The sequence below is a fragment of the Sulfitobacter sediminis genome (assembly GCF_040811725.1).
Lineage (GTDB): Bacteria > Pseudomonadota > Alphaproteobacteria > Rhodobacterales > Rhodobacteraceae > Sulfitobacter > Sulfitobacter sediminis.
In genome coordinates, this window is record NZ_JBFNXX010000012.1 from 1 (window position 1) to 25150 (window position 25150).

Sequence of the window (25150 nt, forward strand, 5' to 3'; positions counted from 1 at the left end):
CCCATCATCGCCGCACCTCCACTCTTAATCAGAGTGAATCAGCGGCAGACCAACCAATCAACGGACTTTTTCAACACTATCCGGACAAAGTGTGAATTCGCTGCGCTTGCGCACATGGCTGCTTTGGCGCGCCCTGCGGACCTTCGCATTGCGTTGCACACAAACCGCACACCTCAAGCGGTTAAGCAGTTGATACAGTGACGGAATGTGTCCATTCCTCCATGCCATGGATGCTAGAATCGGCCACGAAGATACAGTCACAATACTTCTTGCATTGGGACTTCCCGGACAGAGGCGCTCAGGAATCCCTCACATCCACCCTAACTTCCATTGCCAACACGTCGCCGGATCTTCCATGGAAGCTGCCAGATACCGGGGCAACCTGCTCGATCCTGCGCGCCACGGCGACAGGAATTAGATTGGTGGAGCCAAACGATCTGTTAGTCGGGTCGAACGATATCCAGCCTGCCCCGGGTACGAATACCTCGACCCAGGCATGAGTCGAGCCAGCGTCCGCGGAGCCAAGCTCGTCTCCTGAAGGATTGAAGAGGTATCCCGATACAATCCTCGCGCCGAAGCCAAGCGTCCGGACCGCCTCTGCGAAGAGAACGGCGAAATCGCGACACGAGCCCCACCCCCGGTCGAGGGTCTCCAGCGGTCCTTGAGTGCCCTCTGTCTCCCGGCTTTGGTAAAGAATTTGAGCGGTGACACCGTTGCTGATGTCCTTCAGAAGGGAAAGCGTGTCGGTCGGCCGTCCCATGACGAATGCTCCGACCCAATGGGGTAGCCGCCCTGCATCGTCGGCATACTGTGGCATGACCAAATTCCCGAGGTCAGTCTGGTCGTCGATAGTGTACTGAAATGGATAAGACGCGGCGTAGGCGGCGATCGGGAAGACCGGCCAGACGGGGGCGCGGAGGTCCACCTGCGCGATCGACCGGATCGAAAGCGCCTCTGCCAGCGCGTCGAACTGAGCCGTCGCGATCGCGTTGCCGGCCACGTCATGAGACCAATCAATGCGCGCTTCGGGACTGATCTCCAAGTCGAAGGACGTCAGGCTGAGATCCCGGGTTTCCCGCGGACGCAGCATCAGCCGATGCGGCCCGAGTGAAACAGCGGTGTGATACCGATAGCTGGTCGTGTGCGTGAGGGTGACCGATGGCATCGGCGAGGCCTACGATAAACGACCGCCGGAACGTCGGCGCCCGTGTCCGCCACCCTCGGAGATCGCCGCGCGCCAGACGGAAGAAGCCTTGCAGCGCGAACATATGCGCTCACCGAACCCTTCGCTCCAGAAGGGCGACCGGCACTTCAGGCAGACACGCTCGGCGGCAATATCGGCGGTCGCCCTCGCAACCTGGACTTCTGCGTCCGCTGATTTCATCGTCACTTGCGCTCCTCACGCTTCCGCAGCCGCTCCATGTCTCCAACGGCCCGCCTGATCAGTTTCTGAATTCGTTCATCGCAGGCCGCCGGTGTTGCCGCATAACGTTCGAGAAGGAACCGCCACTTCTCCATCACTTCGACCCATGTCCGCGCCGGTTCCCCCAACATCTGGTCTTCGAGGCTACCGAGATGCGGTTGCGGCGAGGGAACCAAAGACGGGGCGTCGTTCCCAGGTCGCCGCCGCATCTCCGTCTTCAGTCGGTCCGCCACAGTCCTGCGACCGTCAAGATTGATCGGGGCATCCGTCACGGCAATGCTCCCAAAGCCTTACCACGGCCCGCTTGCGGCCGGACCTGGTGCCGTATTGCGGACCCGCAAGTCATTCTCCGATGCCCGGGCGCCCGCTTCCAGCGCGCGGTCCAGTATCTTCCCTCTCAGTCCATTTGCGTGGCGGGGCGGCGCTGCGCGTTTCGCCTGCGCTTTCCTGGCCGGCTCGGGACCGAGCCGAATAGAGGTCACGGAGCTCGGCCTCGTTCACCCCGTCCGCCTGCATGACAAGACGGATCATCGGGTCAGCCAGCATCTCCTCAAGGAAGTAGTCCTTAAGAGCCTTGCCGGTGAGCTTGTCTTTGGCCACTGCGCTCTCCAGTTCGGCAAGCGGCACGGTGAGCGTTCGGCCGAGCCCGGGGTGCGAGGCGCGCGGATGGAGGTGCACGAGAACGGACGACGTCCAGGTGCCCGGTTCGATCCAATCCACGGGCTCGAGCAACTGGGTCTCGATCTCGTATTCGCCGGGTGGCAGGGTCTCGTTGAAACTCGGAAGCTGGAAGGGTCGGAGAAATACGGCGGTGGTCTTGGTCGAGGCGGTCATCTCAATTCTCCCAAATGGTTTCATGTTGCGAACTCGCTCATCCACAGGCGGACCAACCATGCCGTCTTCGAGCCGAGGACGGGCAGACCGACAAGAACCGGCGTTGACGCGCGCGGCGCTAGTTTCGAGAACCGGGAGGTGCCACTTCGAGATCGTCCTCGGCATCCCATGTCCAGACGTCGAATTGTGTCAGTGTATTCGGCCCGAATGTCTGAGTCAGGGGCACATCAGAGGCGTCCCGTCCGCGCGCAATCAGAATCCTCCCCTTGCGCGGGCTGTTATTTCTTGGATCGAAGACCCACCAGCGACCGCCCAGAAAGACCTCCATCCAGGCCGCTAAATCGTCAGGCGGTTGAGGCTTCGGTCGACCGAATTCGCTCAGGTAGCCGGTGCAGTAGCGCGCTGGGATGTTCATGCAGCGGCAGAGGGCGATGGCAAGGTGGGCGAAATCCCGGCAGACCCCCTGCCGTCCGGCCAGCGTTTCGGACGCCGTTCGGGTCGCGCTCGCCTGCATGTAGTCGAACGAAACTGAGGAATGCACGAAGTCGCAGATCGCCTGCACGCGCGCCCAGCCCGGCGGAGTGGTCTCGAAAAGGCGCCAGGCCTCTTCCGACAGAAGATCGGTGTCGCAGTAACGACTGCCGAGAAGGTAGACCAAGGTTTCGAAGGGCAGGTCCTGAACGGCGTTCTGCGCGGCCTCGGTCGCTGTCGGATCGGGCAATCCGGTGTCGCGAAAGATCCCGTCGGTGGACAGGGTGAAGTCCCCCGCCGACGCCACCATCCGCGTGCACCAGTTGCCGAACCCGTCGCGATAGCTTTCCAGCGGCACGCTCGGATGCGTCACGAGATAATCGGCACGCTCGAGATCGCCGAAGCGCGAATAGTGCACGTTCAGCATTGCAATGAGCGGCGTCGGCTGGGTCAGCCGGTAACGAATGCGACAGCCTATCCGCATCCGGATGCCGGGCGAGTCGCCGTGGTCTGATCGTGGCGCACTATCGTCCAAGAACGCACTCCCCATCCGCGAGTTGAAAGCCGCGATCGCAACGCCAAGTGTTTCCCGTTCGATCGAGATGTGCGTTTGCCGGAAGGTCGATCTCGATACAGGTGGTGTCGACGGTCTCAAATCCCCGCTCACAACGCCATCCCGGCCCGTAGGACGCCGGGTCCAGAAAGGCGTTCGCCGGAAGCGCGACGGGATCGCAACGGCCATCGGTTTCAAAGAAGCCTCGTTCGCAAGCCCATTCGTCACCGTAGTCCGCATTGGTGAGATAACCGTTCTCGGGAACGGCAATCGGAACGCAGGTGCCGGAGCTGGCGGTGAAACCGCGCTCGCAGGTCCATCCGGAGCCTGAGGTATCGTTGGATAGATAGGCGTTGTCTGGCAGCACGATGGGAACGCAGGTCTCGCGATCCTGCCGGTAGCCGCGATCGCACTGCCAGTCATAGCCGGAGGATCGCAGGAACGCATTGTCGGGTACCGGGATCGCTGCGCAGGACGCTCCTCCCGCGTCTTCGTACCCGCGACGACACGCCCAGCCCGAACCGTAGGACCGGCCGGTTGCATAGGCATTCTCCGGGATGGCGATGGCAAGGCAGGCATCGCCGTCAAGCCGGTACCCAGGATCACAGTTCCAGCCGTCACCGTAGCTGAGCGCCTGAGCGTTCTCGGGGGTAGGCCCGGTACCACCCTGCGCAAGAACCGGGAAAGCGAGTGACGCGAACACACCGGCCATGACAATCAGCCTCGAAACCAATCGAACCAGCGAATGACTCGTAGGCGTCTGGACGTGCTCCTTAGTCTCTCTCGCTCTGGGCCAAGACCTGTCGGACTGCGCGCGTTTTTTGGATCGCCCATGGGTGGCACGCGCGGTCCGGGAACGGTCGTCTCGGGTGGTGCAGTTTACATGGCGCGGTTCATCCTTCATCGGCCTCGCTTTCCGCGCGTTCTGGTGATCGATCTATTTCGAGTGCTGCGAGGCAAGCTTGCGCGAGATCGCGGTCCGGACCATCTGAGCCAGGCATCGTCGCCCAGCCTGTTCCCATGACGGCGTCGCGCCGCTTGAATGATGAGGCCTCGCGGATCGTCGCCAACTTTGCAACGCGTTCGTTGTCGGTGCGGGACATGTCGAGGCAGAAGGGCACGAACGCCGCAATCACTTCCTCTTGCGCCATTTTGTTGGCCATGCTCTCCGCGCCGCCTCCGGTCATCCAGCCGCCCCAGGAAAATCCAGCGATGCCGACAAATGCTGCGCCAAGTAGCGCGCCGTAGATGCCGGGTTTTAGCCATTCGGGTGTGGTCATGTCGTGTCCTCCAGCGGGGAAAGCGCCGCTTCGCTGTCATTGGTGGTTTCGGAGAGGGCCCGATCAGATGCGATGGCATGGTCGACCTCGTCTTGTGTGGTCATCTGCATGCTCGTTTGCCCTGCATTTCTCCCGCGCCCGCGGATCATCAGGTATGTCGCGGTACGCCGGTACGCCTCGAAGCTGAGGCTTTGCATAAGCTCTTCCTCGATAAGGATTTCATACGTTCCGGCCGGAAGCGCCCGAGTGCTGTCACCAATCGTGAAGTCGTTGGAAAACGTCACCATTGATCTGGTCGAACGTGTGAGCATCCCGGGCCTCCATTGAATAGAATATTGAACTTTCCGCAGCCGCCATCGGGACATGCATGGAAAGGATCGCCGCGCCAAGGCACGGCAGTTGAGTACATACTATCCGAGCCATCGCGGGGCGATGCTGATCGAGGTTAGCGCCCGTCGGGTTCTTTGCTGTCAGGGTATGAGTTAAGGCCATTCCACAGCGTCAAACAATTCCATGCAGGTCTGCGCCTTCGTCTCACGCCGAAAGGAAACCCATGTCTACCTCGGATGTCCTCCACACCGATGGCAGCGATTACGATGCCTTCCTCTTCGCAGAAGTGGGCGAGGACAGGACCGGCGCGGCCGTGACGGTCTTGTCAGCGCTTGCGCGCCTTGACCTCGAGCCTTGGAACGAGGCGCGTGCGCTTGCACGTCTCGACCGGGAGGATGCTCAGGTACGACTTACGACCCATTTTGAAGCGATTTCCGACATTCCGGCGCTGGCACTCGCAAGCGAGGGCAGAGCGGCAAAGCTGGTTTCATTGCTGCCGGAGCGCGCCCCGCTTCGCGTCTCGAAATCGCTCGAAGCGGCTACCGGCACTTTTCCAAAACTGACGATCTCTTGGACCACGATGGCCCTCGTTGGCGTCGTGGTTCTGACGTGGATCGTCTTTTTTGCACGGACGGGCTAACTTTCGCCAGTGCACAGAGCTTGCGTCAGTGCACAGAGACCGAGAAACCGGATAAGTGACACTGTCCACCGAAAGTCATGGTGGATTTTTTCAAGTAGCTCAGAGGCGCGGGGCACATGCAGTTCCTCAATAGAACTGTATGAATTCTGCGCCTCTTATTCTCGGACCGTCCAGGAAAGGACATTTCCATGAATGAAGAAAATCAAAGCCAGGAAAACCAGACCGTGAAACACATGGCTTCCGTCAAGGCTGCCTGGGACAAGGCACCCGAAGGCCCTAAGAAGGCCGCAGCGCTGAAGCACTAACAAGCCGCTGAAAAGGCCCATGAAGCCGAAAACGACGGAGAGGCTCACAAGGAACTCAAACAGGCAAGCCGCGCATTGCTTTAATGTCGGTACCTGTAAGAAAACTGCAGGGCCGCCCAAAGCCTGACTTCGGGCGGCCATTTCACGGCAAAAGAGGTCGTGACTGATCGAGATAGGCCGGATCGAAATCCGCCAATGCAACCAATCCCTCGTAGTCATCGAATGTGACAAATCCGCCCTGAAACGTGACGAGCCCGCCTTCGCGGAGTTTGCGAAGTACGCGGTTGACATGAATGGCGCTTAACCCCAACGCATCAGCCAGATGATATTGTGTGAGCGGACAGGCATAGCCTTGCCGACTTCCCATACCGACGAGTGACAGTCTCACGCCAAGCTCCAGCAGGAAATGCGCCATGCGCGAATCCGCATCGCGCCGCCCCAGCCCAACCAGATGCTCGACAACCATTGCTTCGTCGCGCGACACGGCCCAGAGAACGGCCGTGGCCAGCCGGGGTGTCTTTGCTAAGGCTTGCAGAAGATCGCTCACCAGAACTTCTGCAGCTTCGATATCGACGATTGGCTCAATCCCATGATCGGAGGTGTGCAGGAGAACGCTGCGCAGCCCCAGAAAATCCCCCGGTATCTGGAAATCAACGATCTGCCGCGACCCATCAGGCTGGATCTTGTAAGATACGACCCAACCCGCCGCCAGAATGTAGGCCGCCTGTTCCGATTGGCCCTGGTGAACGAGATCGCGCCCTGCGGAGAAGGATTTCCGTCTCTGGTGCAAACGCTCCAGAACGGCCAGTTCAGTCTCCGACAGAGCAACAAACGCAGAGAGCTTTCGGGTGAGTGGACTGGATTTGATGTTCATTTTCGGTCCCCCCGAACCGGCGCGTACTCCCGAAAGAAATCGCTGCTGAGACTGCTTTCGATCAGTACGACATACCAATCTCTTTGTGAGGTTATGACGATCAAACCCAACCCGATCGCAATTTAACGAACGATATAGGATTGCCCGATGTCAGACCCACAAGACCCCGCAGGCATGGCTGCCTTCTCGATTTGCGAGGCCCTCCTGCTGGCCCTGCATGATTGCAACCTGCTGCCGGAACAAGAGATTGTTGGCATTCTCCGCGATGCGGCAGCGACCCACGAGAATGCCCAGGGCCCGGAAACTGAGCGAAAACTCCATATGGAAACCGCCAAGCTGATCAAGGAGATCATCCTCGACGGCAACCTGTCACGACGCTCATAGCGCCAACCCTCTGACGCCAGCTCTGCGCAAAAGCCCTGCCTGCTCAGGCGCACTCTCAACCCGTCTTTGGATCGGTCGACTGAGTCTTTGAGACAGGGGGGCTTTCGGACGCAGCTTGTGACTTCGTATCTTTTTCCTGCAAGGCCTTCTTGTCGGCGGCCTCTTTCTTTGCCAAGTCTTTGAACGACATTATGGCTTTCCTTTTCTGACCGCCAGGGTATCCAGCAGCTTGTGACCGATAGCGGATAGACACCCACTTGGCAAAGGAAACATCGGCAATCCGATAGCTTGCACCTTGTAACCCTTCCGGGCGGTCACCATATCTTATCTGCTACTGACCTCCATTCGACTTTCTGTTTTCCTTTACCGGCTCACAGCGCTCGACACCGTCGTGAGAAGCCAGGCTGCCGCATATCGTGGGCAGCGATCAAATAAGGAAAATTCACATGGCCAATGGCACAGTGAAATGGTTCAACACCAACAAAGGCTTCGGCTTTATCGCCCCTGAAACGGGTGGCAAGGATGTGTTTCTGCACATTTCCGCCCTCGAGCGGGCGGGTATGACAACCCTAAACGACGATCAGAAGGTGACCTTCGATGTCGAGTCCGGCAACGATGGCCGCGAAAGCGCAATCAATATCGCGCTTGCCTGAGTTTTGTAAGTGGGCGCTCCCATGGGGCGCCCCATCGCCAGGTGGCTTTTTGTTTTGTCAGTAGACTTCCGCGGCCTAGCGCAGGAGTTCCTTTGACATGATCGGTATCTTGCTAACCAGCACTACGAATTGTTCATCTCAGGAGACCGGCCGATGTCAGAATTAACAGCGCCAAACAGATCAGGTGCGGGACGTGACGTCTTTAAGGGCATGTCGAAGAACTCGAAGGCCAAGGAGACCACGAAAGAAGCCGCTCAACCGATCCGCATCGGCGCCTATTGTAGATATCAGATCAAATCCGGTTATGTAGCTGGCGTATACACGGCCCGGGCATTCCCAATGCCACCAACAAAGGCGCGTGGTCTGATTGCCGAAGCGACTGGTCAGACCGAGGATGATGCGATCACCGCATTGCATACCGCCATCGATGCGCGTGAAGTCCGCAGGGCCGAAGATCGCAGAACAGATCCTCATACGGGGACGCAGGTCCCAACAGCAGACGAATACGCGGAGGCGCTTTACACTGTCGAGCTGACGCGCCCGCAGCGCGCCATGGTGATGGCGCTGTCACTAGCGGAAGCGGATGGGCTGGCAGAGGTTAAGGTTGCGATTGCTGGCAGCTACAAGTCCACGACCTCTGCCAATAGAGCGCTGGCCAGCGCAGGTCGGATGATTGCGGGCTATCTGTTTTCAGGAACAGGCTCCAAGGAGCCTTCAACGGCCTCGGATGGAAGCGCGATTATTGGATATCGAAATGTACCCTCCCATGAGCACAAGCCAGGAAACTGGATAATGCACCCGGAACTTTGCGCCGCCATCCGTATCGCTGTATAAGTAAGAAAGCTATCAGTCCGAGTGATTAGTCAGTTAGACTGACGGCCAATTCAATCGAAGTCGAGCTATCCAGGGCAACTGAGACGACCAATGCCCCAAAAGAATCTTCGGCCGCGTTGGAAGCATTACCTAAACAGGGGACGTGCGACAGATCGACCCGCAAAGTCAAACTGCACCAGCCGCTCGCCCAAAGCCAAAACGTCAATATCCTCGGCGATACTCAGCGCATCTTCGAGTTCAATTCCCGAGTAACGCACCGTGCTGTCGACCTTTGTGTGCCCTAGCAAAAGCTGAACCGTACGCACTTTACCCGCTTTCCGGTAGATCTCAGCAGCTTTTGTTCGGCGCGGCGAATGCGTTCCGTATCCACCTTGCATCGGCAGAAATTCTTTCGCGGCGAGCGCGCGCAGCGAGAATTTGACACTTCCGCGATGGGCTCCCTCCAGTCGTTCGCTGCGCTTGTCTCGAATGACCGGTTCGAAGGTGCTGTCGTTCATCAAGGTGGTTACAATCCCTCCGTTGCAGCCTTCTGGCTCTCATTCCACTGAGATCCGCAATGGGGTGCAAGCCGACATTGAGGGTCGTTGCCCCACCTCTTTTTCCGCATGCTTGATCCACCCTACTCTGGTCGCACAGTCCACCAGTCTGGCCAATTCACCTTGTGAGGTGTCCGCGTGGCTTGGAGCACAATACGCTGCTGGTCTGGGCTCAGTCTGCGTCCGCCCAGGCGTACCAGTGCCTCCTCGACAATCCATGGCTCCAGCATCATCCGCGCTGTGGGGCGGAAGCGGTCAAGTTTGCGTGCCATGCGCAGCGGCTCGAGCGCCGGATTGACATTGAATGAGACCGGCACAAGCACAATGCAGTCCACTTGGTTTTCCTGGCTCTCGATAACCCGCTTTGCCCGCGCCTCCTGAATGGCTGCCAGCGATTGGCGTGCCGCTACGCTGTCTCCTTCGAGACCCTGCTTGGTAAGCTGCAGAAGGAATGCTTCAGCGGCTGTAATGCGTCTTGCTTTGCCATTCTCTCGGATCGTGACCATCTGACCAAGCACCGCGTCATGGGGAATGCCCACCTTCCGTCCCCGCGGTCGTCCTCTGGGATTGCCGCTCTGACCCCGCTTGAACCGGGTTGACCGGGGCGGTCGGCCATACCCAACATCGTCGTCTGACCCGCTCATTCCTCGGTTCCCCTCGGCCATTTCAAGTGTTCAGGTTCGCGCGTGCACCGCTTGATTTCGCTCACCTCTTTGGCGGTAAGCTTTGCGCCCCCGCGACGGCGCGAGAGCGCCGCCTGCACAGCCCAGGGTTCGAGCTTGAGCCGATCATATGTGTCATTCGGACCAAAATCCTGCGGGTCTTTCACCGCAATCCCAAGGAGCAAAAGCGCCTCATTGGCATTGTCAGGGTCCATTTCGCCCTTGAGTTCGATGGGGCGTGCTCTTGGTTTCGCACGTTTTGCCAAGGCCTGCTCGCGCTTCGAGATCATCCTGAGCACCTCCCTGCGGGCCGCTCGGTTGCCCGCAATCGCGGCCTGGTAGGTCTTGTGCTCCAGCGCCTCCTCGACACTGACCTCCTGTGTCATCCCGTTCTTCGTGATCGTCAGCGTCTTGTCGACAAGAATGTCAAAAGCTGAGCGGTCTCTTTCCTCTGTCGACTTCTTCGGTCGACCTTTCGGATTACCACTTTGTCCCTTTTTGAACTGGGTGTGTTTAGGTGGGCGTCCACCTGCTTTCCTGGTCATTCGCTGGCGCCCTCCTGAACACGTTTCGGTTCCGCCCCGGTCATCGCCGTCCAGCGCGCCAAGGCGACGTCGACATAGACGGGATCAATGTCGACGCCGCGGAACCGCCGTCCGGCGCGCTCAGCCGCGATCAGGCTGGTCCCGGAGCCCAAGAAGATATCGAGGATAAGATCACCGCGTTTCGCTACATCACAGATGGCATCAGCCACCATGGCCACGGGCTTCACCGTGGGATGCAGATCAAGATCCGCTCGCCGGTTGCCTTTGAGCGTGTTGACCGACGCATAGTCCCAAACATTGGTCCTGTTGCGCCCATGTTTGCCCAATTCAACCATATTGGTATGGGGTGCGCGGCCGACCCGGTAGACAAAGACAAGCTCGTGCCTCGAGCGGTAGAGCGACCCCATGCCCGCATTGGACTTGTTCCAGAAGCAGAGATTGAGCAGCTCTCCGTAGAGTTCCCGACCAACCACTGTCACATCCTCCATATGCCGCCAGTCCATGCACACAAAGTGGACTGCCCCGTCGCGGGAGACCGCCGCACAGGCCCCAAGCGTCTCGTTCAGGAACCGCCTGAACCCCTCCGTATCCAGTTCTCCGGAGGCCATGGCGAACTCCCGATGCCGACCGCGCGCGTTGGCATGGCCATTGATCCGCACGTTGTAAGGCGGGTCGAGGAACGCAGCATCGATCTCAGCGGTCTCACCAATCACCTGCCGCAGGAACCCGACATCGCGTCCGTCCCCGCATCCGATCCGGTGCGGGCCAAGCGCCCAGATGTCCCCTGGCCGTGTGCGTGGGGTCTTGGGCGCAGCCGGGATGACCTCGTCGTCCGGATCGTCTCCGTCATCGAGGATCACATCGAGCTCACCCGTAGAGAACCCCGTCAGGGTCAGATCAAGGTCGAGATCGAGTGCGGCAAGTTCGCCAAGCTCGAGCTTCAGCAGATCGAAGTCCCATCCGGCATTCAACGCGATCTTGTTGTCCGCAATTCGCAGCACGCGCTTACGGTCCTCATCCAGCCCGGCCAGCAGGATCGTTGGCACGTCCGCAAGACCCAGCTCCTTGGCAGCTCGCAGCCGACCATGGCCCGCGATGAGCACGTCTTCCTCATCAATCAGAACCGGGTTGGTAAACCCGAATGCCTCAATGGCTGACTTGATCTGCACAATCTGGGACTTTGGATGGACACGTGCATTCCGAGGATCAGGCCGCAGGGCCTCGACTGGGCGATAGGTAATGTTCAGCGGTCTGTTCGGGGTATGCATTTGGCTCATGCCTGCCCACTCCTTGTGGCTGAAGCGAATCTACGATCAATATATGGTGTTCACATATTGTTCCGCAAGACCGGCCACCCGGCGCTGGACTTCCCTCGCATTACGAGCGTTCATGTCAGCACGCCCGGCCTCACGGGCGCTTCGCGGTAGCGGCAAGATTTATTGTCACAACCGAAGAGGCACACCATGCACAAAGCACCGGCCCACAAGACACAGGCAAGCGGGTCACACCCCGCCACGGTGACCGACATCTCCATCCTCGAAGACCTGGACCTTCAAGAGCTGCGGCTGTTCTGGGGTCAGCACTTCGGCGATCCACCGGGGTTGCGGTCCGTCGAACTGCTGCGCCTGATGCTTGCATGGCGCATACAAGCGATGACACAGGGCGGCCTTCCCTATGAGACCCGGCGCAAACTCTCCGGCCGGGGACCGGTCCAGCCCGAAGGCATGCAGTTCGGGATTGGCACGGTTTTTGCCCGGGACTGGCAGGGCCAGCGCGTGGAGGTCGTGCTCGAACCGGACGGCTTTCGGTATGACGGGCAGGTCTATCCAAGCCTGTCGGCGGCGGCGACCGCCATTGCTGGCACCCGCTGGAACGGCCCGCGCTTCTTCGGCCTGCGGAAGGCGAGCACATGACCAGGCAACGCATTCGCTGTGCGCTCTATACCCGCAAGAGCAGCGAGGAAGGCCTCGACCAGAGCTTCAACAGCCTTGATGCGCAACGGGAGGCCTGCGACGCTTACGTCAGAAGCCAATCTGGCGAAGGCTGGACCACGCTGCCTTCCCGCTACGACGACGGCGGCTATTCCGGCGGTACCATGGAGCGACCCGCGCTGCAGCGCCTGCTGAGCGATATCGCCTCAGGCCGTATCGACGTTGTCGTCGTGTACAAGATCGACCGGCTGACCCGCTCCCTGCCCGACTTTGCCCGCATGGTTGAACTCTTTGATCGCCATGCCGTCAGCTTTGTCTCCGTCACACAGGCCTTCAACACCACAAACTCCATGGGGCGTCTCACGCTCAATGTCCTCCTCTCCTTTGCGCAGTTCGAACGGGAGGTGACCGGAGAGCGTATCCGCGACAAGATCGCCGCCTCCAAGGCAAAAGGCATGTGGATGGGCGGCATGGTGCCGCTCGGCTACGATCTGCCCCGTGATGGCAGCCGGGCGCTGGCCGTAAACCCCGGTGAGGCCGAGACGGTTCGAACGATCTTTCGGACTTATCTCGAGCTTGGATCGGTGCATGCGCTTGAGCGTTGGCTGGGCGAGCACGGGTACACTACGAAGCGTGTCGCCCTGCGCGATGGCCGTATCAGAGGCGGCCAGCCGTTCAGACGGGGAGCGCTGTTCCATTTGCTGCGCAATCCCGTCTACGTCGGCAAAATCACCCATAAGGACAAAGTGCATGACGGGTTGCACGACCCCATTCTGGACCAGGCCCTCTTTGATGCCGTCCAGGACGGGCTTGCAGGAAAGGTGCGACGCGGAAAGGCCAAGCGCGACCCCATCAGCTCGCAGATGCCACTGACCGGGCTGATCTTCGATGCCACCGGAGAGCGGATGTCCCCGACCTTTGCCGTCGGACGGCATGGCAAGCGCTATCGATACTACGTCTCGACCTCCTTGCAGAAAGGGCAACGGGCGCCAGAGGACGGCCTCATCCGACGCGTGCCAGCATTGCTCCTCGAACAGACCATCCATGATCGCCTCAACAAGATCGATGGCCTTCATTCTGCGGACCCGTTCACCTGCCTTATGCGGATAGAGGTCCACAAACACCGGATTGTTCTGACCCTGCCTGCCAACCTGCGGCCCGCCGTCTTCGCCACGCTGGCCGCCGCCGAACATGTCGAAGCGCATCCGACCGATCCGCGGGCCCTGTGCCTGTCGCTGCCTTTTGACCTCCCCGACCGCAGTGCTGCGGCGATCATTCGCACAGCCCGACGCCCCGGCCCGACGCCCGACCCGGTACTCATCCGGGCGTTGCGCCGCGCCCATGCCATGGTGCAAACGGATCGCACCGGTTTACCATGGCTCGAGGCCAGCCCGACCTCACCGCATCAGCGGCGCCTTGTAAGGCTGGCATTCCTCGCCCCCGAACTCCAGGCAGCGATTCTCAGCGGACGCCAGCCCGAGGATCTCAGTCTCTCAAAACTCCTCGGCGCAGAGTTCCCAATCAGTTGGGCGGAGCAAATGACGCGCTTTGGGCAGGTCGAAACATAAAGTCCAAACCAAAGCGGGAACCGACCCCTGTTCTGCGCAAATCATTCCCTGTTTCTGCACAAAAAGCCCCCCCTGTTCTGCGCATTCTCTACCCTGTTTTGCAGAAAAACAGGAAACTTATGATGATCAGCGCAACCCTCTGAAAAAGCGATATAAATCCAGACGGCCCGCAAATCCGCACGCGATTCCCCCCTGTTCTGGGGCCAAAAAGGGGGGAAACTCCCTGTTAATTCCCTGCGAACAGCGAAACTCACCCGACCATCACACCGCCGGAGACCGGCCGCACGAAGCCCCAATAATCAGCCTCAGAGACGCAGTATCAACGCCACACAAGTTCGGATTGGACGCGGAATTACTGCCTGTTATCCGCGGGATACGGATACCAGCACAACGCTCAAGACAGATGTCAAATATGGGTGGCGGAGACGAAGGGATTCGAACCCTCGAGACGGTTTCCCGCCTACTCCCTTAGCAGGGGAGCGCCTTCGACCACTCGGCCACGTCTCCGCCTGCCGCTATACAGGGGGCGTTTGCCGATGAACAAGGGCAAATTCGCCGCGCGGCCGAAAAAAGGGCGGTTTCGACGTTCGGGCGTCCGACAACCCTACAAGCCTCAGTCCAATCATCGAAAAACTGGAGGTGACAGGTTTCGCGCCACACTCTCCGGACCATTGGCCACAACCAGCCTCTAACGGGTGGCACAGCAGGGAAAAACCCTGCGCGGCGCACTTAGGTCGCAAAACATCGCCCCGTTTGCTGCAAAAGACAGGAGCCAAGCCTACCGCCAAACGGCGCTAAACGCGCTTCTCAACCGGGGTATCGAGAGGTGTCTATCCGTGCAACGAGGCGCTATCACGCGTCCGTGATCCTGTTGTGAGACGACAGAATGTCGCAGATGCAGAAATATCTAAGCTAATGAAATAATTATATAAAAATAGGATACTCTCGCGTCGCTACAGGCCAGAATCCGCCTTTCATCCATCATTCAGCCGCACCGCGGCGAAACTTTTTCCGACGCCGTGCCGTTGTGTAGGCAACAACGAGACGAGGCACGGTGCCTTGATCTCGGAATGAAACAAGAAAGGATGAATGATATGAAACTCTTTATCGCAACCGCCGCTGCCGCACTGATCAGCACCGCCGCCGTCGCTTCCGAGAAGTCGACCAAGTACTACGATCTGCGTCTGGACACGTCCAAGAATGCCGAAGTGATCTACTCCGACGACGTGCGCCCGACCGATCTTGACGCAGCACAGCGCGGCGCGGACCAGGATTTCTCGACCGCGAACGATGAGATCACGCCGGACGTGACCTTTTCCACCCGCAGCGCGATCCGGTCCGCCGGTGAAGGCTATGTTTACGGTGGTTTCGGCCCCGGCAACGACAGCCGCTAACTCCCAGCGCTCACTGACAATAAGGCCCGGTACCGAAAGGTGCCGGGCTTTCTTTTTCAGGTGTTGAAAAGAAAGTGCAAAACGTCACCGTCCTTGACGATGTACCCTTTGCCTTCGGCGCGCATCTTGCCGGCTTCCTTCGCGGCCTGCTCGCCCCCAAGTGACACGTAATCGTCATAGGCAATCGTCTCGGCCCGGATGAACCCCTTTTCGAAATCCCCGTGGATTACCCCCGCCGCCTTCGGTGCCGTCGTCCCCGCCGGGATCGTCCATGCCCGAGCTTCCTTGGGCCCCGCGGTGAAATAAGTCTCGAGGTGCAGCAACTCGTAGCCCGCCCGGATAAGGCGGTCGAGGCCCGGCTCCTCGAGGCCCATCTCCTCAAGGAACATCTGCGCCTCTTCCGGATCAAGCTGGCTGATCTCCTCCTCGATCTGGGCGGATATGATGACATGGGCATTGCCCTCCGCTGCCGCCATCTCGGCCACCTTCGCGGAGTAATCATTGCCCGAAGCCGCATCGCCCTCGCCCACGTTGCAGACGTAAAGCACCGGCTTTGTCGTCAAAAGCTGCAGCATCCGCCAGGCCTTGGCGTCCTCCGCATCCACCTCGACGACACGCGCGGGCTTGCCGGCCTCCAGCGCCTCGAGCGCGGCCTTCATCAGCCGCTCCTGTTGCACCGCCTCCTTGTCGCCGCCGCGGACCTTGCGGACGATGTTCTGCAGCCGCTTCTCGATGCTCTCGATATCGGCCAGCATCAGTTCGGTCTCGATCGTCTCCGCATCGGCCACCGGATCGACGCGCCCCTCCACGTGGGTGACGTCGCCATCCTCGAAACAGCGCAGGACGTGAGCAATCGCATCCACCTCGCGGATATTGGCTAGGAACTGGTTGCCAAGGCCCTCCCCCTTGGAGGCGCCCTTCACCAGCCCCGCGATATCGACGAATGTCATCCGCGTCGGGATGATCTGCTTGGAGCCTGCGATCTCTGCCAACTTGTCGAGCCGCGCGTCCGGAACGGCGACCTCTCCCACGTTGGGCTCGATGGTGCAGAAGGGAAAATTCGCGGCCTGCGCGGCGGCAGTCCGCGTCAGCGCGTTGAAGAGGGTCGATTTGCCCACGTTCGGCAGACCCACGATGCCCATCTTGAAACCCATCACATTGCCCTCTTGGCTACCCTGGAATGGCGTCCTCCTAGGGCCTGAGCTGCGGGGCCGCAAGGGCACAGCATCCGTCCTGCGGCCTCGCTCGGAGAATTTTCCCGGATTCATCATCATGCCCGGCAGGTCACGCATTGATTTCCGCGCCAAGGTTCGGCATTCCACGTCCCAAGACAGAAGAAGGCATGGCCATGACCCGCATCGACGCAAAATTCGCCGCTCTGAAAGCCGAAGGCAGGAAGGCCTTCGTCGCCTACATCATGGCAGGCGACCCCGACTACGACCGCTCTCTCGAGGTCATGCGTGGCCTGCCCGCTGCCGGTGTCGATGTGATCGAGCTGGGCCTGCCCTTCACCGATCCCATGGCCGACGGTCCCACGATCCAGCTGGCAGGCCAGCGCGCGCTCGACGGGGGCATGACACTGAAAAAGACCCTGCAAATGGCCAAGACCTTTCGCACGCAGGATGACACCACCCCAATTGTTCTGATGGGCTACTACAACCCGATCTACTCCATGGGCGTAGAGAGCTTTCTTGAAGCGGCCAAAGACGCGGGCATAGATGGGCTGATCATCGTCGACCTGCCCCCCGAGGAAGACGCCGAGCTTTGCCTGCCCGCCAACGCCGCGGGCCTCAATTTCATTCGCCTCGCCACGCCCACGACCGACGACAAGCGCCTGCCGCGGGTGGTCCAGAACACCTCGGGGTTCGTGTATTACGTCTCGATCACCGGCATCACCGGCTCAGCCGAAGCCAATGCCGCCGAGGTGGGGCCCGAAGTGGCACGCATCCAGAAAGCCAGCGGCCTGCCGGTCATCGTGGGCTTCGGCGTCAACACGCCGGAGACATCGAAAGCCATCGCAGAAGTCGCCGACGGTGTCGTTGTCGGTTCCGCCATCGTCTCGCGCATCGCCAAGGGCGACAGCGCCGCCGAGGTGCTGGCCTTCGTGAAAACACTTGCCGACGGTGCCCACGCCGCCTGACGCAGGCCCTTCGCCCGAGGGTCTCGCACCAGCAGCGAAGATGCGGCAGCCGATGAGCCCGCGCCAGCGATGCAATCAGTCCCGCGCCGCATCCATCACCTCGCGCAGGCGCACAAGGGTCGGCAGAATGCCAATAAGCGCTTCGTGGTCGATCTCTCCCATCAGGTCACCGAAGACCGGAGCGAGGTCCCGGATCGTCCGCTCGCGCAGATCCCGGCCCTTTTGCGTAAGCCAGACTGTCTTCGACCTGCCATCCTTCGGGTTATCTCGGAACGCGACATAGCCCTTTGCGGCCAGCCCCTTGAGCGTATGCGTCATCGACGTCTTGGGCACCTGAAAAGCCCGCGCCATGTCGATGGGCACCGCGCCGTCGCCCCGGTTGATCAGGTGGTTCAGCACCGCGAAATGCGGCGCAATCAGACCGTCAGGCAGCCGCGCCTCAAGCTGGGCGCGGCTGAGCTGTTCGATGATCCCGATCTCCTTGAACACTTCAAAGAGCATGCGCGGGTCTTTCTCATGCACGTGTCAGCTTTGCCTCCAGCGGCCAGCGCGGGGTGCGTGGCGTCTGCGGACCATAACCCAGCCTTCCCAGCATTTGAACCGTATGTCCCCCGGAGGCGAGCATCGCATGGGCAGCATCGTAATGGTTCTTCATCTCCGGATATTCCTGCAGCGCCTGGCTTACCGGATGCAGCGACAGCCCCATCCGCGTCGTCGTGAGGTTCAGCCGCAACCACCGGCGACCAGCGTCAATCTGGTCCAGTCGCGAGTTCCCGGCAGTGGTCAGCACGGCATAGGCGGGTGTGGCGTTCAGCATCTCGCGGTAGATATCGATCCCCTGCCGGAAACCGCTGCTGTCCGGATCACCCATCGCCTCCCGCGTCAGCACCCCCGCCAGCATGAGGCTTTCGAGAAAGGGGCCGCCGAGGTCGATACCGTCCGGGTTGGCGTTGATCTCGGCCTTGCCCATGCGCATAAGCTCCACGCTCTCCTGCATGGTGCGGGGCGTCAGTACCTCGACCATCCATGCCTCGAAGGTCAGCTTCCTGAGGGCGGCGACAAGCGGCGCCTCCGTGTAGATATCTGCGATCAATTCCAGTTCGTTGGCCAGCGCCGCAGGGACCGGACGGTCTGAGAACGGCTCCTTGCACGAGCGCCGGTCAAGGATATGCGCCGCAAGGGGATCGCCCTTGGCGCCTTCTCTGAAGACAGCATGCGCAACCGGACCGCCCTCCCCATCGGGAAAGAGCTCCAGATCGACCGTATGGCCCGCGGCCCCGGCGGCCAGCGTCATCTGTTCCAGAAAACAGCCCAGCCCAATCACGATCTGCCGGTCGAAGGGATCGGTTTCGGGTAGCCTGCGCGACGGATCGTGGAAAAGCGACAGCGCGTTTTGTCCCTGCAGCCTGACCTGCCAGGGCTGCAAATTGTGCGGATTGGGTGCCAGCAGCGCGAAGCTGAGCGCGTTCATCCTTGCGTCTTGGTAACCGCCGGCAAGCTCCCAGGGCGCGATGGCACGGCCCGGTTTCCGGGTCGTGACGAAACCGGCCGCGGATGCCGTGGCGGCAAGGATCGTACCGCCGCCAATGAGGGAAAGGGCCTTGCGTCGGGACAGGGACATAAATGACCTCCAAATAAAGTACAATATTGCACTACTTTATATAGTACGAAATCGCACCATTCAAGCACGATCTTTCAATTGATCTTTGAACCTTGGATCGGTAAGAAAAGATGACCAATTCGCGGAGTGCGCCCCATGCCCGTCATCACCAACATCGACGACCTGAAACGCATCTACGAACGGCGCGTGCCGCGCATGTTCTACGACTATTGCGAATCCGGCAGCTGGACCGAACAGACCTTCCGCGACAACAGCTCTGACTTCGACAAGCTCCGCCTGCGACAGCGGGTCGCCGTCGATATGAGCGGGCGCAGCACGAAAAGCCAGATGATCGGGCAGGACGTGGCCATGCCCGTGGCCCTCGCCCCCGTCGGGCTGACCGGGATGCAGCACGCCGACGGCGAGATCAAGGCCGCCCGCGCGGCGCGCGATTTCGGCGTACCCTTCACGCTGTCCACCATGTCCATCAATTCCATCGAGGACGTGGCGCAGGCCACGAAGGCCCCCTTCTGGTTCCAGCTCTACACCATGCGCGATCAGGACTACGTCAGCCGCCTGATCCAGCGCGCAAAAGACGCCAACTGCTCCGCCCTCGTCATCACGCTGGACCTCCAGATCCTCGGACAGCGACACAAGGACCTCAAGAACGGCCTCTCCGCCCCGCCCAAGCTCACGCTGAAAACCATGGCGAACCTCGCCACCAAATGCGCCTGGGGCATCGAGATGCTGCAGGCGAAGCGGCGCGAATTCGGGAATATCGTGGGCCATGTGCACGGCATCTCCGACGCTTCCAGCCTCGGCGCCTGGACGGCGGAACAGTTCGACCCCTCGCTCGACTGGGGCAAGGTTGCCAAGCTCAGGGAGCAATGGGGGGGCAAGGTCATCCTCAAGGGCATTCTGGACGCCGAGGACGCCAAGATGGCGCTGAAGGTCGGCGCCGACGCAATTGTCGTGTCGAACCACGGCGGACGGCAGCTTGATGGCGCGATAAGCTCCATCGCCGCCCTGCCCTCCATCCTCGACGCTGTGGGTGACAAGGTCGAGGTCCACCTCGACAGCGGTATCCGTTCGGGACAGGACGTGCTCAAGGCGCTCGCCATGGGGGCCAAGGGGACGTACATCGGCCGCGCCTTTGTCTACGGGCTGGGGGCCATGGGGCAGAAGGGCGTGAAGACCGCGCTTGAAGTGATCCACAAGGAACTCGACACGACGATGGCGCTCTGCGGCGAAACGAACGTGGCCAATCTCGGCAAGCACAACCTTCTGATCCCCGAGGATTTCGGCGGGCGCTGGCAAGCGTGACAGCGCTCTGCTAGACCGGCGACATGCTGATCTTCCTGCGCCACGACCTCGCCTATCTTGCCACGCCCAAGACCGGGACAACGGCGATTGAGATGGCGCTGAAGCCGCGTGCCGAGATCATCTTTGCCAAGAACCGCAAGCACACCACCGCCGCGCGCTACGCCAACAAGGTGGCCCCATTTCTGCAGGACACCTTCGGGGTCCGTCCCGCCTCGGTTGCGGTTATGCGCAAACCGGTCGAGCAGATCAGAAGCTGGTATAGATACCGCAGCCAGAAACGGCTCAACGGCACCCCTCAAAGCACGCGCGACATCAGCTTCGACCAATTCGTGCGCGAGGTGATCTCGGACGACCCGCCCGCACGCGCCCAGATCGGCCGGCAGTTCAGCTTTCTGACGGATGGACAGGGGCGGATCATGGTGAACCACCTGTTCTCCTACGCGAACCGCGAAGATTTCCTGATGTTCCTGTCCGAACGCCTGCAATTTCCCGTGGAACCCGCCGAGAAAAACATCTCGCCCGACATCGACGCAGCCCTCGGGGATGACACCCTCGCGCTCCTGCGCGCGGCACGGTCCGAGGACTTCGCCCTCTACGACCAGATCATGGCCCAAGGCGGGCATTTGGAGACGCCGGAAGTCTAGGACCGAAACCCGCAGATTTGCCCTTTTCATGCAGGGGAAAGGGGTCTATAGGCACGGCTTCACGCGGGAATACAGCCTTGGAGGATTCCCGCCCTAACCTATTGGAGATTAAAATGGCCGGAGAGATTCCAGATCTTGAAGCCCAGGTACGGACGGGGACAGGCAAGGGCGCCGCTCGTCAGGCACGCCGTGATGGCATGGTACCGGGGATTGTTTTTGGTGGCGATAAGGACCCGCTTCCGATCAACATTCCGTTCAACAAGCTGCTGACCATGCTGCGCGCAGGTCGCTTCAAGTCGACCCTGTTCAACATGAAGGTGGATGGCCACGAGGACGTGCGCGTGATCTGCCGTGACGTGCAGCGCCACGTCGTCAAGGACCTGCCAACGCATGTGGACTTCATGCGCCTGAAGCGCACCACCAAGATCAACCTGTTCATCAACGTCGAGGTAGCGGGCGCAGACAACTGTCCCGGCCTGCGCAAGGGTGGCGTGCTGACAATGGTCCGCCCCGAGATCGAACTGGTCGTGACCGCGGCCGACATCCCCGAAAGCGTGACGGTGGACATCTCCGGGCTCGAGATCGGCGACAGCGCGACGATCAAGAACGTAGACCTGCCCGCGGGTGCAAAGCCCACGATCGACCGCGACTTTGTGATCGCACAGGTCTCTGCGCCTTCGGGCCTTGCTTCGCAGTCGGATGACGAGGACGAGGAAGAAGTGGCCGCCGACGAAGTGCCGACCACCGATGAATCGGAAGAAGGTGGCGCAGAGGAGTGATCCTCCGCCGTCCAGGCAAACAGATTTGAAGGGGGTCGCCGTTGGCGGCCCCTTTCTCGTTTCACGAAGGAAAGATAATCAGAACGGACTGTCCAGCACGCCGATCAACTGCATCAGGAATTCACTGTCGGCCACCGTCTGCGCCGCGCCATAGAACTGATCCGTCGCGTTGACCGCCGCAGTGACGCTGCCAGCCGAGCCATCGAAAAGCTCCATCACTGTCGAAGCGTTATCGACATCGGACATGCCCCGCGTGATAGCGAAATAGGTGCCGATGTCGGTCTTGTTGCCAAGGTAGGCACGGTCCGCCAACTGCTGGTCGATCAGCGCCTGTCCGAAGGAGGGGTCGATATCCACCCGCGCCCCGCGCAGGACTTCGAGGATAAAGACATCCCGGGCCGCGCCGCCATTCAGCTGACCCACCCAGAAATCGAACCCCGCCTGATCCGGCGCACGCCCAAAGACGTTGTCATAGATCGTGGTGACAAAGGCCTCGTTCGTGGTGCCCGGCGGATAAGCCGCCTGGGTCTCAGGCTGCGGCGTAAACAGCTCTGCCATCCGGTCAAGCGAGATGCCATCGGCATAGGCATTGGCCCAGAACAGGAGCCCGACCGCATCGGGCGCCCGATTGAAATAGGCGATATAGAGCTCGATGATCTGCAGGAAGTCCGCCGTGGTCAAATCCAGGGCGCCATCGTAGGTCGCCAGTTGCAGCGGTTCCCCGTTCAAAAGCGGTATCTCAGTGCCGAAATCGAGGAATTCGACATTCGTCAACGTGTCGCGCCCCTGACCGCCGGGTCGATGATCCTCGATCGTGAAACCGGACCCGGAAATCTCCAGCGTGTAATTGCTTTGTGCGCCCCCGAAAAAGGCCGTGTCCACCCCGCCGAGGCCGTTGAAGGCATCGTTCCCTGTATCGCCTTCGAGGAAATCGTCGCCCGGCGTTCCGATGGTATTCGCGCTTGCCGTGACCGCGACGCCGGGAAAATCCGCGAAGCCGATCTGTTGGCCCGCCGCATAGGGCCCCGACGTCACGGGTGTCAGGCTGGTGAAGTCATCCACCCAGTCATAATAGTCCTGCAGCGAGTTGATCGCCGGGAACGGATCGCCGTCCAGCACGATCCCCACCCGCGTCGTCGCCGTGGCCGAGGCCACCATGACGATGCTACGGTTCCCGCCGCCCCAGAGCACTTCGAAGATCGCGTGATAATTCGTCTCGGGCACCGTGATCGAACCGCCCTCGACGGTTTTCGAGATCACCGTCTGGTTCAGCGACACCACGTTGGCGTTGCCCAGACCGTCGAAATCCTCCACGCGGATGATGTCATAGCTGAAGCTTGGCGCGCTGTTGGGCGCGATGATTTCCATCTCGCTCGTGAATGCGTTGGTCGGCACGCTGTTGCCGTCCGCCGTGATCACGTAGGCAGGAAGGGTATAGGTCGCCACGTGTGTTCCACCTCTTGGTTGCCCGTCGCCGGACTGCGCCCGGCCCGGACCTTATTCTTTACCGAGAAGACTAACAAACAAAAGACTGCGGTATTTTCATGGCGCTGCACCGATTCTCGGCAAGATCCTTGCACAAACGGCGGATTCACGCCGCTCTGGCGCTGGTTACCGGCCCGCGCGCAGCCTACGACATGACATTTTCATCCGTCGCAAACCCCGGTATGATCCGCGCCAAACTGGCAGGGACATACCCATGAAACTGATCGTCGGCCTAGGCAATCCCGGCCCGAAATACGCGCGCAACCGGCACAATATCGGCTTCATGGCGCTAGACCGGATCGCCTCGGACCACGGGTTTGGCCCCTGGAAGTCGAAACACCAGGGCGTCCTGACCGAGGGGCGCTTCGGCTCGGACCGCGTGGTGCTGCTCAAGCCCGAGACCTTCATGAACAACTCGGGCCGCTCGGTGCAGGCCGCCTGCCAGTTCTACAAGATCGAGCCTGCGGAAGTGATCGTCTTTCACGACGAGATCGACCTTGCACCGGGCAAGGTGAAGTACAAACAGGGCGGCGGCCATGCCGGGCACAACGGCTTGCGCTCGCTCCACGCCCATATCGGACCCAACTACGCGCGCGTGCGCCTCGGTGTGGGCCATCCGGGGCACAAGGACGCGGTACCGGGCTATGTCTTGCGCGACTTTCCCAAGGCGGACGAGGAATGGCTCGACGATGTACTGCGCGGGCTGAGCGATGGTATCTCCCATCTCGTCGCGGGTGACAGCGCCAAGTTCCTCAATGCCGTGGCGCTGCGCGTCAACCCGCCCCGCTCTGGCACCGGATCGAAAGGTGACACGGCCAAGACCGAAACAACGCCTGCCGCCCCCGTACCCGAGGCCGCGGAGGAAGAAACCGCCAAGTCGCCCCTCCAGAAACTGCTGGAGCGCTTCCGATGAGCCTCGAGGCCGCCTTCCGCGCCCAGGCCGACACCTGTGCCCGCATGGGCTCTCCTTTCATGGGGCAACTCCTGCGGATACTCGCGGACGACTGGCCAACCGACAGCGCATTGGGCCGGAAATTCGCGGCCTTCGAGGGCGACATCGGCCCCAGCGGTCACTCCCTGCCCCTGCGCATTTCGGGTGGGTTGCACGCACTGGTTCTTTCAAACGCTGCACCCGAGCTGACAGCGCTTTATCCCCCCAACAGCGCAGGCGATTCAGATCTGCGCCCGGCTATTCTGGCGGCCCTCAAGGCGCACGAAGACTTCCTGCTCGACTGGACCGACAGCGCCCCCCAGACCAACGAAGTTCGCCGCTCCGCCGCCCTCATTGCTGGGGCGCGCGTCGCCGTGCAACATTTCGATCTGCCCCTCCACCTCTCGGAACTTGGCGCAAGCGGCGGGCTGAACCTGATGTGGGATCACTACGCGCTTGAGATCGACGGCAACCGCTTTGGCCCGAACGTGCCGGCCGTGCTCTTTACCCCCGATTGGGAAGGCGAACTGCCACCCTCTCGGACACCTGTGATCGAAGAGCGCGGCGGCGTCGATCTCAACCCGCTTGATCCCGCGCGCGGTGATCACCTGCTTCGGCTCACCGCCTATCTCTGGCCCGATCAGCCCGACCGGCTGACGATGACCCGCGCCGCCGCCTCCATCGCCACCGCCGTGCCCACGAAGGGCGAAGCGATCGACTGGCTTGCCCCGCGCCTTGCCAGCGCACCGCAGGGGCGCTTGCATCTGGTGCAGCATACCGTCGCCTGGCAGTATTTTCCCGCCGCCGCCCAGGCGCGCGGCCGCGCGCTGATCGAGGCAGCGGGCGCGCAGGCAACCCCGAACAGACCGTTGGCCTGGCTTTCGATGGAGACGGACGGTGACAACACCGGCGCTATCGGCGCTGCGCTGTCCCTGCGGCTCTGGCCCGGGGACATCACCCTTGATCTGGGGCGCGCGGATTTCCACGGCCGCTGGATCAAATGGGCCTACAAGGGGTAGGAAGGAAGGAAT

General features: G+C 60.9%; 29 protein-coding genes, 1 tRNA gene and 1 pseudogene. 13 read left to right on the forward strand and 18 right to left on the reverse strand.

Features of this window, described 5'->3' with window-relative positions; all coding sequences use genetic code 11:
- Positions 1-298 precede the first annotated feature (298 nt).
- The 7 genes from AB2B41_RS15205 to AB2B41_RS15235 form a co-directional block, all read right to left on the reverse strand.
- Positions 299-1165, reverse strand: a complete 867-nt coding sequence (locus AB2B41_RS15205; RefSeq protein ID WP_367878666.1) for a transglutaminase family protein — start codon at positions 1163-1165, stop codon at positions 299-301.
- Positions 1166-1386: 221 nt separating this feature from the next.
- Positions 1387-1554 (reverse strand): hypothetical protein, encoded by a 168-nt coding sequence (locus AB2B41_RS15210; protein ID WP_367878667.1) that lies wholly within the window; start codon positions 1552-1554, stop codon positions 1387-1389.
- 211 nt (positions 1555-1765) lie between these two features.
- On the reverse strand, positions 1766-2281 hold the full coding sequence (locus tag AB2B41_RS15215; RefSeq protein WP_367878668.1) for a hypothetical protein: 516 nt from the start codon (positions 2279-2281) through the stop codon (positions 1766-1768).
- A 94-nt stretch (positions 2282-2375) separates the two neighbouring features.
- Positions 2376-3218 carry a transglutaminase-like domain-containing protein gene (locus AB2B41_RS15220; protein WP_420014305.1) on the reverse strand — a complete coding sequence of 281 codons (843 nt, stop codon included), beginning with the start codon at positions 3216-3218 and terminating at the stop codon, positions 2376-2378.
- A 34-nt stretch (positions 3219-3252) separates the two neighbouring features.
- Positions 3253-3993: a hypothetical protein gene (locus AB2B41_RS15225; RefSeq protein WP_367878670.1), complete on the reverse strand. Its 741-nt coding sequence runs from the start codon at positions 3991-3993 to the stop codon at positions 3253-3255.
- Between the two features lie 181 nt (positions 3994-4174).
- Positions 4175-4561, reverse strand: coding sequence for a hypothetical protein (locus AB2B41_RS15230; protein ID WP_367878671.1), 387 nt, complete (start codon positions 4559-4561; stop codon positions 4175-4177).
- The gene (locus AB2B41_RS15235; protein ID WP_367878672.1) at positions 4558-4872 is read right to left on the reverse strand and encodes a hypothetical protein; all 315 of its coding nucleotides are present in this window, start codon (positions 4870-4872) and stop codon (positions 4558-4560) included. Before AB2B41_RS15235 ends, AB2B41_RS15230 begins: the two co-directional genes overlap by 4 nt.
- A gap of 242 nt (positions 4873-5114) precedes the next feature.
- On the opposite strand from AB2B41_RS15235, the gene AB2B41_RS15240 reads away from it, so the two are divergent.
- Positions 5115-5531, forward strand: a complete 417-nt coding sequence (locus AB2B41_RS15240; protein ID WP_367878673.1) for a hypothetical protein — start codon at positions 5115-5117, stop codon at positions 5529-5531.
- Between the two features lie 447 nt (positions 5532-5978).
- Here AB2B41_RS15240 and AB2B41_RS15245 read toward each other — a convergent pair whose 3' ends face one another.
- The gene (locus AB2B41_RS15245) at positions 5979-6710 is read right to left on the reverse strand and encodes a Crp/Fnr family transcriptional regulator (protein ID WP_367878674.1); all 732 of its coding nucleotides are present in this window, start codon (positions 6708-6710) and stop codon (positions 5979-5981) included.
- A 147-nt stretch (positions 6711-6857) separates the two neighbouring features.
- Between AB2B41_RS15245 and AB2B41_RS15250 the strand changes: the two genes are divergently transcribed.
- Positions 6858-7094, forward strand: coding sequence for a hypothetical protein (locus tag AB2B41_RS15250; protein WP_367878675.1), 237 nt, complete (start codon positions 6858-6860; stop codon positions 7092-7094).
- Positions 7095-7149: 55 nt separating this feature from the next.
- Here AB2B41_RS15250 and AB2B41_RS15255 read toward each other — a convergent pair whose 3' ends face one another.
- Positions 7150-7284, reverse strand: a complete 135-nt coding sequence (locus AB2B41_RS15255; RefSeq protein WP_367878676.1) for a hypothetical protein — start codon at positions 7282-7284, stop codon at positions 7150-7152.
- Between the two features lie 256 nt (positions 7285-7540).
- On the opposite strand from AB2B41_RS15255, the gene AB2B41_RS15260 reads away from it, so the two are divergent.
- Complete coding sequence (locus AB2B41_RS15260; RefSeq protein ID WP_367878827.1) at positions 7541-7747, forward strand: cold-shock protein; 207 nt, start codon at positions 7541-7543, stop codon at positions 7745-7747.
- A gap of 153 nt (positions 7748-7900) precedes the next feature.
- On the forward strand, positions 7901-8581 hold the full coding sequence (locus AB2B41_RS15265; RefSeq protein ID WP_367878677.1) for a hypothetical protein: 681 nt from the start codon (positions 7901-7903) through the stop codon (positions 8579-8581).
- A 197-nt stretch (positions 8582-8778) separates the two neighbouring features.
- On the opposite strand, the pseudogene AB2B41_RS15270 reads toward AB2B41_RS15265, so the two are convergent.
- The 4 genes and pseudogenes from AB2B41_RS15270 to AB2B41_RS15285 all read right to left on the reverse strand — a co-directional run.
- Positions 8779-8949 (reverse strand): annotated as a pseudogene (locus tag AB2B41_RS15270) (integrase); the annotation flags it as partial.
- Positions 8950-9200: 251 nt separating this feature from the next.
- Positions 9201-9782: a DUF5681 domain-containing protein gene (locus tag AB2B41_RS15275; RefSeq protein WP_367878678.1), complete on the reverse strand. Its 582-nt coding sequence runs from the start codon at positions 9780-9782 to the stop codon at positions 9201-9203.
- Entirely contained in the window at positions 9758-10324 is a 567-nt protein-coding gene (locus AB2B41_RS15280) for a DUF5681 domain-containing protein (protein WP_367878679.1), read from the reverse strand. Before AB2B41_RS15280 ends, AB2B41_RS15275 begins: the two co-directional genes overlap by 25 nt.
- Positions 10321-11601, reverse strand: coding sequence for a site-specific DNA-methyltransferase (locus AB2B41_RS15285; RefSeq protein WP_367878680.1), 1281 nt, complete (start codon positions 11599-11601; stop codon positions 10321-10323). The genes AB2B41_RS15280 and AB2B41_RS15285 overlap by 4 nt, the downstream gene beginning before the upstream one ends.
- Positions 11602-11787: 186 nt before the next feature.
- Here AB2B41_RS15285 and AB2B41_RS15290 point away from each other — a divergent pair, with 186 nt between their 5' ends.
- Together AB2B41_RS15290 and AB2B41_RS15295 are read left to right on the forward strand one after the other, a co-directional pair.
- Positions 11788-12237, forward strand: coding sequence for a DUF2924 domain-containing protein (locus AB2B41_RS15290; protein WP_367878681.1), 450 nt, complete (start codon positions 11788-11790; stop codon positions 12235-12237).
- Positions 12234-13823 carry a recombinase family protein gene (locus tag AB2B41_RS15295; RefSeq protein WP_367878682.1) on the forward strand — a complete coding sequence of 530 codons (1590 nt, stop codon included), beginning with the start codon at positions 12234-12236 and terminating at the stop codon, positions 13821-13823. Before AB2B41_RS15290 ends, AB2B41_RS15295 begins: the two co-directional genes overlap by 4 nt.
- A gap of 417 nt (positions 13824-14240) precedes the next feature.
- On the opposite strand, the gene AB2B41_RS15300 is transcribed toward AB2B41_RS15295, so the two are convergent.
- Positions 14241-14330, reverse strand: a tRNA-Ser gene (locus AB2B41_RS15300).
- A 587-nt stretch (positions 14331-14917) separates the two neighbouring features.
- Between AB2B41_RS15300 and AB2B41_RS15305 the strand changes: the two genes are divergently transcribed.
- Positions 14918-15217: a hypothetical protein gene (locus AB2B41_RS15305; RefSeq protein WP_367878683.1), complete on the forward strand. Its 300-nt coding sequence runs from the start codon at positions 14918-14920 to the stop codon at positions 15215-15217.
- A 56-nt stretch (positions 15218-15273) separates the two neighbouring features.
- Here the strand turns inward: AB2B41_RS15305 and ychF are convergent, their stop codons facing one another.
- Positions 15274-16371, reverse strand: a complete 1098-nt coding sequence (ychF, locus tag AB2B41_RS15310; RefSeq protein ID WP_367878684.1) for a redox-regulated ATPase YchF — start codon at positions 16369-16371, stop codon at positions 15274-15276.
- Between the two features lie 194 nt (positions 16372-16565).
- Between ychF and trpA the strand changes: the two genes are divergently transcribed.
- Positions 16566-17357 (forward strand): tryptophan synthase subunit alpha, encoded by a 792-nt coding sequence (gene trpA, locus AB2B41_RS15315; RefSeq protein ID WP_367878685.1) that lies wholly within the window; start codon positions 16566-16568, stop codon positions 17355-17357.
- Positions 17358-17432: 75 nt separating this feature from the next.
- Here trpA and AB2B41_RS15320 read toward each other — a convergent pair whose 3' ends face one another.
- Together AB2B41_RS15320 and AB2B41_RS15325 are read right to left on the reverse strand one after the other, a co-directional pair.
- The gene (locus tag AB2B41_RS15320) at positions 17433-17858 is read right to left on the reverse strand and encodes a MarR family winged helix-turn-helix transcriptional regulator (protein ID WP_367878686.1); all 426 of its coding nucleotides are present in this window, start codon (positions 17856-17858) and stop codon (positions 17433-17435) included.
- A gap of 13 nt (positions 17859-17871) precedes the next feature.
- Positions 17872-18978, reverse strand: a complete 1107-nt coding sequence (locus AB2B41_RS15325) for an Acg family FMN-binding oxidoreductase (protein ID WP_367878687.1) — start codon at positions 18976-18978, stop codon at positions 17872-17874.
- Between the two features lie 135 nt (positions 18979-19113).
- Between AB2B41_RS15325 and AB2B41_RS15330 the strand changes: the two genes are divergently transcribed.
- The 3 genes from AB2B41_RS15330 (at position 19114) to AB2B41_RS15340 (ending at position 21703) form a co-directional block, all read left to right on the forward strand.
- Positions 19114-20280, forward strand: a complete 1167-nt coding sequence (locus AB2B41_RS15330; protein ID WP_367878688.1) for an alpha-hydroxy acid oxidase — start codon at positions 19114-19116, stop codon at positions 20278-20280.
- Between the two features lie 23 nt (positions 20281-20303).
- On the forward strand, positions 20304-20924 hold the full coding sequence (locus AB2B41_RS15335) for a hypothetical protein (protein WP_367878689.1): 621 nt from the start codon (positions 20304-20306) through the stop codon (positions 20922-20924).
- 113 nt (positions 20925-21037) lie between these two features.
- Positions 21038-21703 carry a 50S ribosomal protein L25/general stress protein Ctc gene (locus AB2B41_RS15340; RefSeq protein ID WP_367878690.1) on the forward strand — a complete coding sequence of 222 codons (666 nt, stop codon included), beginning with the start codon at positions 21038-21040 and terminating at the stop codon, positions 21701-21703.
- Between the two features lie 78 nt (positions 21704-21781).
- On the opposite strand, the gene AB2B41_RS15345 is transcribed toward AB2B41_RS15340, so the two are convergent.
- Positions 21782-23149 carry a DUF4214 domain-containing protein gene (locus AB2B41_RS15345; protein ID WP_367878691.1) on the reverse strand — a complete coding sequence of 456 codons (1368 nt, stop codon included), beginning with the start codon at positions 23147-23149 and terminating at the stop codon, positions 21782-21784.
- 253 nt (positions 23150-23402) lie between these two features.
- Here AB2B41_RS15345 and pth point away from each other — a divergent pair, with 253 nt between their 5' ends.
- Both pth and AB2B41_RS15355 read left to right on the forward strand, forming a co-directional pair.
- Positions 23403-24101, forward strand: coding sequence for an aminoacyl-tRNA hydrolase (gene pth, locus AB2B41_RS15350; protein ID WP_367878692.1), 699 nt, complete (start codon positions 23403-23405; stop codon positions 24099-24101).
- Positions 24098-25138 (forward strand): DUF2332 domain-containing protein, encoded by a 1041-nt coding sequence (locus tag AB2B41_RS15355; RefSeq protein WP_367878693.1) that lies wholly within the window; start codon positions 24098-24100, stop codon positions 25136-25138. The genes pth and AB2B41_RS15355 overlap by 4 nt, the downstream gene beginning before the upstream one ends.
- Positions 25139-25150: the final 12 nt, after the last annotated feature.